14 protein-coding genes are annotated in these 12,633 nt (G+C 70.3%); 9 read left to right on the top strand and 5 right to left on the bottom strand.

What is annotated here, in order from left to right:
* The first annotated feature begins 67 nt into the window (after window positions 1–67).
* From B9C99_RS26245 to B9C99_RS02310, 9 genes are all read left to right on the top strand, one after another.
* Window positions 68–199 carry a hypothetical protein gene (locus B9C99_RS26245; RefSeq protein WP_016695393.1) on the top strand — a complete coding sequence of 44 codons (132 nt, stop codon included), beginning with the start codon at window positions 68–70 and terminating at the stop codon, window positions 197–199.
* On the top strand, window positions 196–1,815 hold the full coding sequence (gene crtI / locus B9C99_RS02345; RefSeq protein WP_088896860.1) for a phytoene desaturase family protein: 1,620 nt from the start codon (window positions 196–198) through the stop codon (window positions 1,813–1,815). Before B9C99_RS26245 ends, crtI begins: the two co-directional genes overlap by 4 nt.
* Complete coding sequence (locus tag B9C99_RS02340; RefSeq protein WP_016695395.1) at window positions 1,808–2,776, top strand: phytoene/squalene synthase family protein; 969 nt, start codon at window positions 1,808–1,810, stop codon at window positions 2,774–2,776. The genes crtI and B9C99_RS02340 overlap by 8 nt, the downstream gene beginning before the upstream one ends.
* 52 nt (window positions 2,777–2,828) lie before the next feature.
* The gene (gene idi, locus B9C99_RS02335) at window positions 2,829–3,413 is read left to right on the top strand and encodes an isopentenyl-diphosphate Delta-isomerase (protein ID WP_016695396.1); all 585 of its coding nucleotides are present in this window, start codon (window positions 2,829–2,831) and stop codon (window positions 3,411–3,413) included.
* Window positions 3,414–3,450: 37 nt separating this feature from the next.
* On the top strand, window positions 3,451–4,203 hold the full coding sequence (locus B9C99_RS02330; RefSeq protein ID WP_088896859.1) for an ABC transporter permease: 753 nt from the start codon (window positions 3,451–3,453) through the stop codon (window positions 4,201–4,203).
* Between the two features lie 92 nt (window positions 4,204–4,295).
* Window positions 4,296–4,628 carry a hypothetical protein gene (locus B9C99_RS02325; RefSeq protein WP_088896858.1) on the top strand — a complete coding sequence of 111 codons (333 nt, stop codon included), beginning with the start codon at window positions 4,296–4,298 and terminating at the stop codon, window positions 4,626–4,628.
* A complete protein-coding gene (locus tag B9C99_RS02320; RefSeq protein WP_088896857.1) occupies window positions 4,625–5,233 on the top strand; it encodes a hypothetical protein in 609 nt (202 codons plus the stop codon). The genes B9C99_RS02325 and B9C99_RS02320 overlap by 4 nt, the downstream gene beginning before the upstream one ends.
* A 107-nt stretch (window positions 5,234–5,340) precedes the next feature.
* Window positions 5,341–8,523 carry a carboxyl transferase domain-containing protein gene (locus tag B9C99_RS02315; protein ID WP_088896975.1) on the top strand — a complete coding sequence of 1,061 codons (3,183 nt, stop codon included), beginning with the start codon at window positions 5,341–5,343 and terminating at the stop codon, window positions 8,521–8,523.
* A gap of 19 nt (window positions 8,524–8,542) precedes the next feature.
* Window positions 8,543–9,181 (top strand): UdgX family uracil-DNA binding protein, encoded by a 639-nt coding sequence (locus B9C99_RS02310; protein WP_016695399.1) that lies wholly within the window; start codon window positions 8,543–8,545, stop codon window positions 9,179–9,181.
* A gap of 54 nt (window positions 9,182–9,235) precedes the next feature.
* Here B9C99_RS02310 and B9C99_RS02305 read toward each other — a convergent pair whose 3' ends face one another.
* The 5 genes from B9C99_RS02305 to B9C99_RS02285 are packed head-to-tail and all read right to left on the bottom strand — an operon-like array spanning window position 9,236 to window position 12,629.
* Window positions 9,236–10,174 carry a copper resistance D family protein gene (locus B9C99_RS02305; protein WP_088896856.1) on the bottom strand — a complete coding sequence of 313 codons (939 nt, stop codon included), beginning with the start codon at window positions 10,172–10,174 and terminating at the stop codon, window positions 9,236–9,238.
* 5 nt (window positions 10,175–10,179) lie between these two features.
* A complete protein-coding gene (locus B9C99_RS02300; RefSeq protein ID WP_088896855.1) occupies window positions 10,180–10,713 on the bottom strand; it encodes a copper resistance CopC family protein in 534 nt (177 codons plus the stop codon).
* Window positions 10,710–11,384 (bottom strand): YcnI family protein, encoded by a 675-nt coding sequence (locus B9C99_RS02295; protein WP_088896854.1) that lies wholly within the window; start codon window positions 11,382–11,384, stop codon window positions 10,710–10,712. The genes B9C99_RS02300 and B9C99_RS02295 overlap by 4 nt, the downstream gene beginning before the upstream one ends.
* 34 nt (window positions 11,385–11,418) lie before the next feature.
* A complete protein-coding gene (locus B9C99_RS02290; protein ID WP_088896853.1) occupies window positions 11,419–11,910 on the bottom strand; it encodes a hypothetical protein in 492 nt (163 codons plus the stop codon).
* A gap of 35 nt (window positions 11,911–11,945) precedes the next feature.
* Window positions 11,946–12,629 carry a DUF6474 family protein gene (locus B9C99_RS02285; RefSeq protein ID WP_088896852.1) on the bottom strand — a complete coding sequence of 228 codons (684 nt, stop codon included), beginning with the start codon at window positions 12,627–12,629 and terminating at the stop codon, window positions 11,946–11,948.
* Window positions 12,630–12,633 lie beyond the last annotated feature (4 nt).

Genomic DNA, 12,633 nt, shown 5'->3' with positions numbered 1-12,633 from the left:
GAACCGACCGACACGAACCACTACGCACGCCCACGCGGCTCAGACGACGACCAGAGGAACACCGATCATGCCCCACTACGAAGCCCGGCAGAACGAGAATCGGCACCCGCACCCGTCCGTGGGTTTCCTCCAGCTGTTCATGGAGGCGCGCACGCGCACCGAACAGACGACGCCCCGCGCGCAGGGAGGCAAGGCGTGAGGTCCGTCGGCGGCCCCGTCGAGTCCGTCGTCGTGGTGGGTGCGGGCCTCGCGGGACTGTCCGCGGCGCTCCACCTCACCGGCGCCGGCAAGCGCGTCACCGTCCTCGAACGCGAGGACACGGTCGGTGGTCGCGTCGGTACGTACCCGGTGTTCGAGGACGGGCGGCACCTCTACGACATCGACAACGGTGCCAGCGTGCTGACGATGCCGAACCTCCTCGCCGACGCGCTCGCGGCCGTCGGGGAATCCTTCGACTCGACCACCCCCGCACTCGACCTCACCCCGCTCGCCCCCGGCTACCACGCGCGCTTCGCCGACGGCACCGCCCTGAACGTGTACTCCGATCCGGACGAGATGACCGCCGAGATCGCGCGCGTGTGCGGTCCCGACGAGGCCGGCGGGTACCGGCGGCTGCGCCGCTGGCTCGCGTCGATCTTCGACGCCGAGTTCGACCGCTATATCGACTCCAACTTCGATTCGCCGCTCGACCTCGTGTCGACACCCGCGGCGCTGCGGGACACCGCCAACCTCGTCCGGCTCGGCGGCTTCGGCCGGCTCGGATCACGGGTCGGATCGTTCATCCGGGACGACCGGTTGCGGCGCATCTTCACCTTCCAGGCCCTGTACGCGGGCACCGCCCCGTCGACGGCGCTGGCGGTCTACGGCGCCATCGCCCACATGGACACCTCGCTCGGCGTCTACTTCCCGAAGGGTGGCATGTCCACCATCGCCGCCGCGATGGTCGATGCGCTCGTCCGGGGCGGCGGCACCGTGCACACCGGCGTCGAGGTGTCGGAACTCCGCGTCGACGGCGGCCGCGCGACGAGCGTGCGATCCGGGGACGGCCGTGAGTTCGCCGCCGACGCCGTCGTCCTCACCGTGGACCTGCCGGTGGTCGACGATCTGCTGCTGCGTGCCGGGGTTCCGCCACGCCGGCGCGCCCGCAGCGCCACCGTCGCGTCGCCCTCGGCCGTCGTCTTCCACGGCACGGTGCCCACCGACGTGACGCAGGCCTGGCCGGAGTCCCACCACACCATCGATTTCGGTGCCGAGTGGGAGGAGACCTTCGCGCGGATCACCGCACCGCGCGGCCGCGGCCGGTTGATGGCCGATCCGTCCCTGCTCATCACACGACCCGCCGTGACCGATCCGTCCCTGCGGGTCGTGCGGGACGGTGTGGAGTGCGAACCGGTCTCGGTGCTGGCGCCGTGCCCGAATCTTGCTGCCGCACCCCTCGATTGGGAGCGCCTCGGCAAGCCGTACATGCGGGAGATCCAGCAGGTCCTCGAGCAGCGCGGCTACCGGGGACTCGCGAGCTCCATGCGGGTCGACCACATCGACACCCCGCAGACCTGGGCCGACAAGGGCATGCTCGACGGCAGCCCCTTCTCGGCGGCGCACCTGTTCCGGCAGACCGGGCCCTTCCGCCGCCCGAACCTCGTGCACGGCGTCGACAATGTTGTCCTCGCCGGGTCGGGCACCACGCCGGGTGTCGGCGTCCCGACCGTGCTCATCTCCGGACGTCTTGCCGCAGAACGTATCTCCGGTGGCGCGACTGCCGGCTCCACGACGATGTCGATTCCGATGGAAGCAGGTGCGGTTGCTCATGGGTGAACTCGACGGGATCGATCCCGATCTGCACGAGGCATATCAGCTGTGCCGTGAGCTCAATCGGCGTCACGGCAAGACCTACTTCCTCGCGACCCGCATCTTCCCGGCGTCCAAACGGGCCGGGGTGCACGCCCTCTACGGTTTCGCGCGGATGGTCGACGACATAGTCGATGTGAAACCGGTCGACGCGGCGCCGGTTCTCGACGCGCTCGAACGCCGTCTGTCCGACGCGCTCGGGGGCAGGCCGCCGACCTACGACGAATTCGGTCTCGTGCTGCGGGCCCTCGTCGACACCACGCAGCGGTACGACATCCCGCACGAGTACTACTACGCCTTCCTGCGATCGATGCGGATGGACATCCCCGGCACCGAACTGTTCCGGTCGCGGTACCGCACGATGGACGAACTGTCGGAGTACATGTACGGCTCGGCTGCCGTCATCGGGCTGCAGATGCTGCCCATCCTCGGGATCGAGGGCGCACGCGAACGGGCCGAAGCCCCCGCCGCCGCACTCGGTGAGGCCTTCCAGCTCACCAACTTCATCCGCGACATGGGTGAGGACCTCGACCGCGACCGCATCTACCTGCCCACCGACATCCTCGCCGCCTTCGACGTGGACGAGGACCTGCTGTGGCACTGCCGCCGGACCGGGCAGCGCGACGTGCGGCTCGAGCGCGCCCTCGCACACCTGATCGCGCACACCCGTTCGATCTACCGTGTGGCCGAACCGGGCATCGACCTGCTCGACCCCAAGGTGCGTCCCGCGATGCGGACCGCCTTCGTCCTCTACGGCGACATCCTGCGGGCGGTGGAGGAGAGCGGATACCGGGTACTCCACCAGCGCGCACGCGTGTCGCGGCGCCGGCGCCTGTCGGTGGCGGCACCACGGCTGGCCTCGGCCGGTTGGACCACGCTGCGTTCACGGTCGAGACTGGGGACGCCCACCGCGCCGCTCGGCCGGTGAGGCCCGCCCGGCCGAGCCGGCATTCGGACACGAATACAGAACAGGACAACACATGGAACAGGTCGTGCTGCTCGACGACGCAGGCCGCGCGGTCGGGATCGAACCGAAGGCCACGGTGCACACCACCGACACCCCGCTGCACCTCGCCTTCTCGTCGTACGTCTTCGACCCCCACGGCAACGTTCTGCTCACCCGGCGCGCCCTGGACAAGTCGACCTTCCCCGGTGTCCTGACGAACAGCTGCTGCGGTCATCCGGCGCCGGACGAGCCGCTCACCGAGGCCGTGCGCCGCCGGCTGCGTCAGGAACTCGGGCTCGACGTGCACGACATCGAGGTGGTCCTGCCGTCCTTCCGCTACCGCGCGGTGATGGACAACGGGATCGTGGAGAACGAGATCTGCCCCGTCTTCCGCGTGCTCTACGACGGGCCCGCGCCGGTCCCCGAGCCGTCGGAGGTGCACGACACCGAATGGGTCGACTGGACGGAATTCGCCGAGGACGTCGTCGAGGGACGCCGTGAAGTCTCGGTGTGGTGCCGTGAGCAGGTCGAGCAGCTCCGCACGCTCGGTCCCGACCCGCTGCGCTGGCCGGTGGCGTCTGCCGCGGATCTGCCGCACGCCGCGCCCGAGCGTCGATAGGGCCTCACCCGACGACCGGGACGTTAACGTCGACCCTGTGATCGACCCGACCGTCCTGATCCGCACGATCGTCGGCGTCCTCGCCCTCGCCGCGATCTCGACGGCGGTGCTGTGGGCGTTCCGGGTCCCGCACCGGTTCGCGCCGGTCGGTGCCATCGCCCGCGGCGCGGTGCAGCTCGCGCTCATCAGCGTCGTGCTCTCCGGCGTCATCACCGACGCCCGGTGGGTCGCGGCGGTGCTCGTCGTGATGTTCACTGTCGCGTGGTGGACGGCCTGCCGGCGGATCGGGAACGAGGCCGTCGTGCGCGGGGCGACGGCCGTCGCGATGTCGACCGGCGTACTCGTCGCGGCGGGCATCGTCTTCGCGACCGGCGCGGTGGAGGCAACCCCGCGCTACGCGCTCGCGCTCGGCGGCATCATCATCGGCAACACCATGACGGTCGCGACCCTCGCCGGTCGCCGCTTCCACGAAACCGTCGACGACCACTGGCCCGAGGTGGAGGGCTGGCTCGCGCTCGGCGCGACCATGCGGCAGGCGACGCTCTCACCCGCACGCTTCGCCGTGCACGCGGCGATGATCCCGTCGACCGACCAGACGAGGACGACCGGTCTGGTGACCCTGCCCGGGGCGTTCGTCGGCGCGGTCTTCGGCGGGCTGTCGCCGGTAGAGGCCGGACGGTTCCAGGTGGTCGTGCTCGCCGCGATCATGGCGACGGCCTCGATCACGTCCGTGCTGATGGCGCTCGGTCTCGGCCGCGCCCTGCGCCACCGTCCCGTGGTGGTCACGTGAGACGCATCTTCGTGCGGGTGCCGGCTGCATTAGACTGAAATCGGCAATTTTCCAGGTCAACGCATTGCGGTTTCGAGCATGAGGGAGTTGAGATGTCCGTCGTACCGCGGAAGGTCATCCGACAAGAACTCATGCAGACTGCGGTCCTGGACAAGATCGAGCGTGAGCATCTGCCGATGGACACCGACCAGGTTCGTCGGAACCTGGACAGGATCCGCGAGCAGGTCCGAGGTAAGTCCCTGCTCGAGCACGTGGAGCGGTGGGAGCACCTGTTGCGAACGGGTGATCTCGACTTGATCCGGCAAGTGGTCCTCTCCGATGACGAGGTGGGACGCGAGATGCGGAATCTGTCGCCGCTGACCGTGTTGTTGACCGAGTCCGAGCGTCTCGAGGTGCTCGATAACCTGCGGCATCGCGCTGCGTGAACCGCGAACAGTTCGCCCGCGCGATCAGGACGGCGTGCGCATATCTCGGAGAACCGTATGTAGTGGTCTTCGGATCGCAGTCCATCCTGGGCAGCTACGACGATTCGGCGCTTCCTGCCGAGGCATCCATGTCCCGCGAGGTGGACATATCGCCGGGCAGCGCCTTCACAGCCGGGACCGACCTCGATGACAAGCTCAGTGTCCTGGATGTTTTTGTCGGGGAAGATTCCCCGTTCCACAATCTGCACGGCGTCTACGTCGAAGGCATCCACAAGGATACGGTGGTACTGCCCAACGGCTGGGAGAACCGACTCGTGCATTTCACCGCTGACGACGGATCCGGCGCGGAGTACGGGCGCACCGGTTTGTGCCTCGATCCGGTGGATCTGTGTGCGGCGAAGATCATCGCCGGCCGGACCAAGGACTACGAGTTCGTGTCCGCTCTCATCCGGGACGGCATCATCGATGCGACCGATATCCTCGATCGCATCACCAGAGCGGGAATCCAGTGGTCGGCCGCCTATACCGATGACCGCGGTCTTGCGCTGACCCGCGCAACGAACTGGCTCGAATCGTACCGATCAGGGGCAGAACGCTCTCGCTGAATGTCTGTACCGTCGCCATGAACCCGAGTACCGTCGATCGATGATCTTGTCCTTTCCGGACCCGGTAGTAATCGTGGATGCAGCCGCTGCCGAGGGAAGGATCGTCGATGCTGCTCGTAGCCAACCGGGGTGAGATCGCGTTGCGTGTCGTCCGCACGGCCGGGGACCTCGGACTCGACACCGTCGCCGTCCACGCCGCGGACGACGCCGACGCTCCGCACGTCCGCGCCGCCACGCGAGCCGAGGCCCTGCCGGGGTCCGGTCCCTCGGCCTATCTCGACCCCGACGCGATCGTCGGTGTCGCCCGGGCGACCGGATGCACGCTCGTGCATCCCGGTTACGGATTCCTCAGCGAGAACGCCGCCTTCGCACAGGCCTGCGCGGACGCCGGACTCACCTTCGTCGGGCCGTCCCCGGAAGCATTGCGCATCCTCGGCGACAAGCGGGCCGCCCGCTCGGTGGCGGAGGAACTCGGCATCCCGGTGACCGCCGCCGTCGAGGCGACGGATCCGGAGTCCGTGCGGGCCTTCCTGCGCGACCGTCCGGGCGGGATCGTCGTCAAGGCACTGGCAGGTGGTGGCGGTCGCGGCATGCGCGTGGTCCGCGATGCCGCCGATCTCGACGAGGCGCTCCGGCTCGCCGCTGCCGAAGCGCACGTCGCCTTCGACGACGACCGGTTGTACGCCGAGGCGCTCGTCGAGCGTGCCCGGCACGTCGAGGTGCAGGTCGTGGCTGCCGAATCGGGGTCGGGTACCCGCGCGGTGGCGTCGGGCGATCGCGACTGCAGCGTGCAACGCCGGCACCAGAAGCTCGTGGAGATCGCACCCGCGCCCGATCTGCCCCACGCCCTGCGGGAGGCGCTGCACGGCGCGGCGGTCCGGCTGATCGGGCACGTCGGGTGCCACGGACTGTCCACCGTCGAATTCCTCGTCCACGACGACGGTTTCGTGTTTCTCGAGGTCAACCCCCGGATCCAGGTGGAACACACCGTCACCGAGGAGGTGACGGGCGTCGACCTCGTGGCGACCCAGATCGCGATCGCTCGCGGGGCGGGATTCGACGAACTCGGTCTCCCGGAAGGAATCGCCTTCGACGGCAGCGGGATAGGCGGACGTCCTGCGGCGGCGCAGGGCATCGCGGTGCAGGTGCGCGTCAACGCCGAGATGCCGCGCGCCGACGGCATCGCCCTGCCCGCCGCCGGGACGCTCACCGCGTTCACACCACCCACCGGACCGGGCATCCGCGTCGACACCCACGGCCGGCCCGGCCTCGAGGTGACCGGACGTTACGACTCGCTGCTCGCCAAGGTCGTCGCGTACGTGCGCTCCGGCGACCGCGCGGCGGTCCTGCGCAAGGCGTCGACGGCACTCGGCGAGTTCGTCGTCGACGGTGTGGACACCAACCGCGACCTTCTGCAGAAGATCCTGGACGACAAGGAGTTCCGATCCGGAAGTATCCACACCACGTGGTTGGGGGAGCGGCTCGCGGATTTCGTCGACGCCACCACGGCCGCGCCGGTGGAGTACACGGATCTGCGCGCCGACGAACACGCGGTGCGCGCCGAGATGGTCGGCACGGTCGTGGAGATCGCCCGCGCAGGCGACACCGTTCCGGCGGGTGCGCCGCTCGCCGTTCTCGACGCGATGAAGATGCAGCACGAGATCCGGGCACCCGGCAGTGCCGTGGTCGAACGTGTGCTCGTCGAGCCGGGCCGCACCGTCGACCCGGGCACGGTGCTCGCGGTGGTCCGCCTGTTCGACGCGGAGACCGCGACGGACGACATCGCCGCCGTCGACCTCGACGCCGACCGCGCCGACCTCGACGAGATCCGTCGCAGACACGAGATCACCACCGACGCGGCGCGACCCGAGGTCGTGGCGAAGCGGCACGGGCGGGGCCGACGCACGGCACGCGAGAACATCGCCGACCTCGTCGACGACGGCAGCTTCGTCGAATACGGACCGCTCGTCCTCGCCGCGCAGCGCGGCCGCCGCAGCGAGGAGGACCTGATCGCGAACACCCCCGCGGACGGGCTCGTCGGCGGCACCGCCCGGATCGGTGGGGCCGAGGTGGTCGTGATGTCCTACGACTACACCGTCCTCGCGGGCACCCAGGGCCGCAACAACCACCGCAAGACCGATCGGCTGCTCGAACTCGCCGCCCGGCGGCGGGTGCCGCTCGTGCTGTTCGCCGAGGGTGGCGGCGGGCGACCCGGGGACGTCGACGCCGGTTCCGGTGCGGGACTCGACCTGCCCACCTTCCGCTCGATGGCGTCACTGCGCGGACGCGTGCCCACCGTCGCGGTCGTCTCCGGCCGCTGCTTCGCGGGCAACGCCGCGCTCGCCGGGGTGTGCGACGTGCTCATCGCGACCCCCGACGCCACTATCGGCATGGGCGGTCCCGCGATGATCGAGGGCGGAGGGCTCGGGGTGCACCGCCCCGAGGACATCGGACCGATCGACGTGCAACGCCGCAACGGGGTCGTGCACGTCGCGGCGCGCGACGAGGCGCACGCCGTGGACGTCGCCCGGCGATATCTCGCCTACTTCACCGCGCCGCACGAGGACCGGCAGGCACCCGACCCGCGTCTCGCGCGACATGTGGTGCCGGAGAACCGTCTCCGCGCCTACGACGTGCGATCGGCGATCGACGCGATCGCCGACGTCGGATCGGTGCTCGAACTGCGCCCGGACTACGGCGTCGGCATCGTCACCGCCCTGATGCGCGTCGAGGGCGCCGCCTACGGTGTGCTCGCCAACAGCAGTGCCCACCTCGGCGGGGCGATCGATGCCGAGGCCGCCGACAAGGCCGCGGATTTCCTGGAACTGTGCGAATCGCACCGGCTGCCCGTGGTGAGTCTGTGCGACACACCGGGATTCATGGTCGGACCGGAATCGGAGAAGGACGCCACCGTGCGCCGCTTCGGACGCTTCTTCGTCGCCGGCGCACGCCTGACCGTCCCGTTCGGCATGATCATCCTCCGCAAGGGTTACGGCCTCGGCGCGATGGCGATGGCGGGCGGGTCCTTCCACGCACCCGAATTCACCGTCGCGTGGCCGACGGGGGAGATCGGCGGAATGGGACTCGAGGGAGCCGTGCGTCTCGGATTCCGCAAGGAACTCGACGCCGCGGAGACACCCCGGGAGCGCGAGGAGCTGTTCGACCGGCTCGTCGCCCTCGCCTACCAGCAGGGCAAGGCCCTGCAGGCGGCGACGAGCTTCGAACTCGACGACGTCATCGACCCCGCCGACAGCCGCGCCTGGATCGCGCGACTGGTGCAACCGCGGTGAAGCCGGGTATGCGACAGCCATGGTGACCTATCCCGGCGCGCAGGAGTACGTACCCGACAGCCGCGACCTCGCCGAACTCGCCGCCGCGTCCGCGGGATGCCGGGGATGCGATCTCTACAAGGCCGCCGAGCGGACGGTCTTCGGCGCAGGGGTGCGCGACGCGCGCATGCTGTTCGTCGGCGAACAACCGGGCAACGAGGAGGACCTCGCGGGAGAACCGTTCGTCGGGCCCGCGGGGCACCTGTTCGACAAGGCCCTCGAACGCGCGGGCATCGATCGCGGCACGGTGTACGTGACCAACGCCGTCAAGCATTTCCGCTTCGACCGGTCCGCCAACGGCCGCAGACGGATCCACAAGAAACCGTCGGGTGGGCAGGTCGCGGCGTGCCGCCCGTGGCTCGAGGCCGAGCTCGATGCCGTCCGCCCCGACGTGGTGGTGTGCCTCGGAGCCACCGCCGCGCAGTCGCTGCTCGGCAAGGACTTCAAGCTCACACAACACCGCGGTGAGGTCCTGCATCTGCCCGAGGAGCTGTGCGGGTCGTGCGATCCGGCGGTGGTCGTCACCGTGCACCCGTCGGCGGTGCTGCGGGCGAAATCGCAGCGCGACGACATGTTCCGCTCGTTCGTGCAGGACCTGGAACGCGCGGCAAGCCTGTGACGACTCGGCCGTCGTCGGTTTGTGACGGCTCGGCCGTCGTCGGCTTGTGACGGCTCAGCCGGTGGTCGCGAGCCCCGCTGCGAGCCCGAGCGCCACCGACATCGCGCACACCTCGAGGACGGCGTTGCGCAGCGACTCCTCCTCCGGCAGGCGGTGCGTCGAGGCTGCCGGGAGCCAGTTGCGCCGCCAGTTCCACGCGAGCCCGAGCAGGGCGCACAGCACGATCGCCTTCGCGAGCACGACGCGTCCGTAGCCGGTGCCCAGTAGCGCAGAGACCGAGCCGAGCCGTACCGCCGCGTCGACCACGCCCGTGATCACCAACGCCACCACGCACCGCACGGCCAGCTGCGAGTAGCGCGGTAGCAGTTCCGCCCACGCTCCGCGGCCCCGCACGGTGACGGCCAGCGCCACGAGCACCCCGAACCACACCGCGGCCGCGAGCACGTGCACGGCGTTGAACAGCGACCCGAGCGGTTGTTGCGCCATGTGGCCGGTGACCGGGCGGGCAATCAACGCGAGCGCCGCGGCGACGAGCACCGGCAGGGTGGACCACGACGCCGACCGGCGGTACGCCACCGCGGCGACGACGACGATCGCGGCGATGCACACCCACGCCGACGCATCCACGCGGCCCGTGGTGGTGGCCAGGAACTGCCCGAACCGCCCCACGTCCACATCTGTGGCGGGAACGTCGGCGGCGGTGGACGCGGCCCAGGCGAGGTCGATGCTCGCGAGCGCGAGCCAGACACCGCCGAGCGCGGCGATCGTGCGCCACAGCGTGTCGGAGGAGACCGCGGGACGGCGTTGCCGCTGCACCATGACCGCCAGGACCGCGAGTCCGAGCACGGTCGAGCCGACACACAGCCCGATCGCCCGCACCGAACTCGACGGGGCGGGCAGGGCGAGGGAACCGGCCACGGCGATGCCCGCGACGGTTCCGAAGGCAACGCCGGCAGCGGCCACGACGAGCCACTGCCGGCGTTCCGGGATCATGCGGGTCAGGCCTTCGGCTTGCGCAGCGCGAAGGCGAGACCTGCGGCGACCACGACGACACCTGCGACGACGAACCACCACACGGCCGGTCCGCTGCTGTCGCTCTCGCCCGACTCCGCGCCGGTCTCGCCGGTCGCGGTGTCACCGGATGCCGCCTCGCCGGGCGTGCCGGTTCCCTCCCGGGTGAGCGTGAAGGTGCGGGTTCCGCTGACGGGATGTCCGTCGGCGGAGGTCACCCGGTAGGCGATCGTGTACTCGCCCACGGGGCCGAGGCCGTCGAGTTCGACGGCTGCGGTCGCACCCTCGATGATCGGGTCGCTCTTCGACCACAGGTTGCCGTCCGGCCCGACGACGGTCAGGGCCGCGAACTGCTCCTGCAGGTTCTCGTTGAACGTCACGGTCACCCGATCGGGTGCCTCGGCGATCTGCTCGCCGTCCTCGGGCGAGCTCGACAGCACCACCGAGTGGGCGGACGCGGAGCCGACGGACAGGGTCAGAGCCGCGATCACCGCGGTGAGGAGAACGAGGATGCGCTTCATGCCCGCCGCCCCCGGATCACGGCGCCGAGGCCGAGTGCGGCACCGAGCGCGCCGAGCACCAGGCCGATACCGCCGAGCCAGCGCGCGGTGCTGTCGGTGGTGGTACCCTCCGACGCCGCGGCGGTCTCACCGGTGTCGGTGACGTGCGCGTCGCCGCTGCCGCCGTGCCCGTCTCCGCTGCTCGCGGCGAGGGTCAGGCTGGGGGCGGGACGCTCGGGCTCCTCGTCGCCGGTCGCGATCTCGTCCCACGCCACGACCTCGCCGTCGCTGTAGGTCTGGATCGCGGGGAAGGAGACCTCGTCCTCGTCGGGCAGCGGCCCGACGGACAGGACGAACTGCTGGAACTGTCCCGGCCCGACCTGCACGTCCGGCTCGGCGGTCCACGTCACGGAGGTCGCGAGCTGCGACTCGGGATCCTTCTCGACGGTCGCCGTCCAGCCGGGCAACGGCTCGGTGCGCGCCGAGCGCAGGCCCGGAAGCTCGACGGTGACGGCCGTCGTGCCGGCGGTCTCGGACTCGGTGGGGACCCGGAAGGTCAGGACGGTGTAGCCGCCCTGCTCGGCCCCGGGTGCGACGACGGTGACGTGGGCGGAGGCGATGCCGGCGCCCGCGACCATCAGCGCAGCGGTTGCTGTCGCGCCCACGAGGGCGCGACGGGAGAACTCGAACATGTATGGGTCTTTCTCGTGGTTGGAGGATCGATCGTCACAGCGCAGCCGTGGCGAGCGGTGGTCCTCTCCGCGAGATGGCCGGGGGTGCACGTCCCCACACGAGCCGGTCGGTCGACGAGGTGGGAGCGAGCACGGCGGGTGCGGCGACCCGGGGGCCGCGCAGCAGCACGACCCGCAGCGCGGTGCCGCACGCCGCGTATACGTGGGCCGCAGCGGTGAGCAGCACCGCACATACGGCGACGGCGAGCATGTGGGCGCCCAGCATGGACACCGACAGGTGTTCGTGGCCGGGCACCAGCACGGTGAGCGCGACGTGCGTGGCCGCCTGCCCACCGGCGAGGAGCACGAGCGGTGACAGCGACGGCTGGTGCGCGCCGAGGATCCCGACGATCGCCGCGACCGCGACCAGCAATACCGCGACCGGTCCCGTCGGCACACCACCGCCGGCGGAGCCGTGGGCGGCCACCGCCAGCACCGCGGTGGCGATGCCCGCGGTGGTGCCGAGAACGGTCGGGTACCTGGTCACTGTCGGTCGTGCTCGTTCCTGATGTGCAGGCCGTGTCAGCGCACGCCGAGGCGTGCGAGAAGATCCGCTTCGATGCCGTCGAGTTCCGACGAGATCGCCGCATGCGCCGACTTCCGGCGCGCGGCCGGCATCTGCTCGGCCGTCTGCACGGCGGCGGTCAGATCGGTGAGGCGTTCGCGGGTCGCCGTGGCGAACTTCTGCGTCTCCGCGTCCTTGGGGTTGCGCTGCTCGACCTTCGCGAGCGACTGCTCCGCACCCGCGATGCGGGCACTGAGCCGGGCACCGTGACCGGTGAACGAACCCAGTTCCTCGATCGGCACCCCGAGCTGCTGCGCGCGACGCGAGTCGAGCTGACCGCGCAGCGCCGTCACGGCCTGGTAGACGATCGGGACGAGCACCGGCGCGAGCAGACGCGCGACGCCGAGATAGCGGCGCACCTTCGCTGCGGTGAGGCCCTGATTCTCAGCGGCCTTCTTCTGTGCCTTGAGGGTCGCGATCTGTTCCTTCTCGACCTTGGCCTGCGACCTCACGAGTTCCTGGTCGAGCTTGACCTGCGACTTCGCGAGCTTCTTGTCGATCTTCGCCCGGGCCTTCGCTGCCCGCCGGTCGTTCTCGAGCCGATTCTTCGCGACCAGTCTGGCCTCGAGCTTCGCCTTGGTCCTCAGCGCCTTCGCTTCCGCCCTGCGAGTCGCGCGACGCTTCCGTGTGAACAACCCCATCGAA

The organism is Rhodococcus sp. BUPNP1 (assembly GCF_002215235.1).
Lineage (GTDB): Bacteria > Actinomycetota > Actinomycetes > Mycobacteriales > Mycobacteriaceae > Rhodococcus.
Note: the sequence above shows the minus strand (reverse complement) of the source record. Positions and strands in the feature narration are given on the sequence as shown.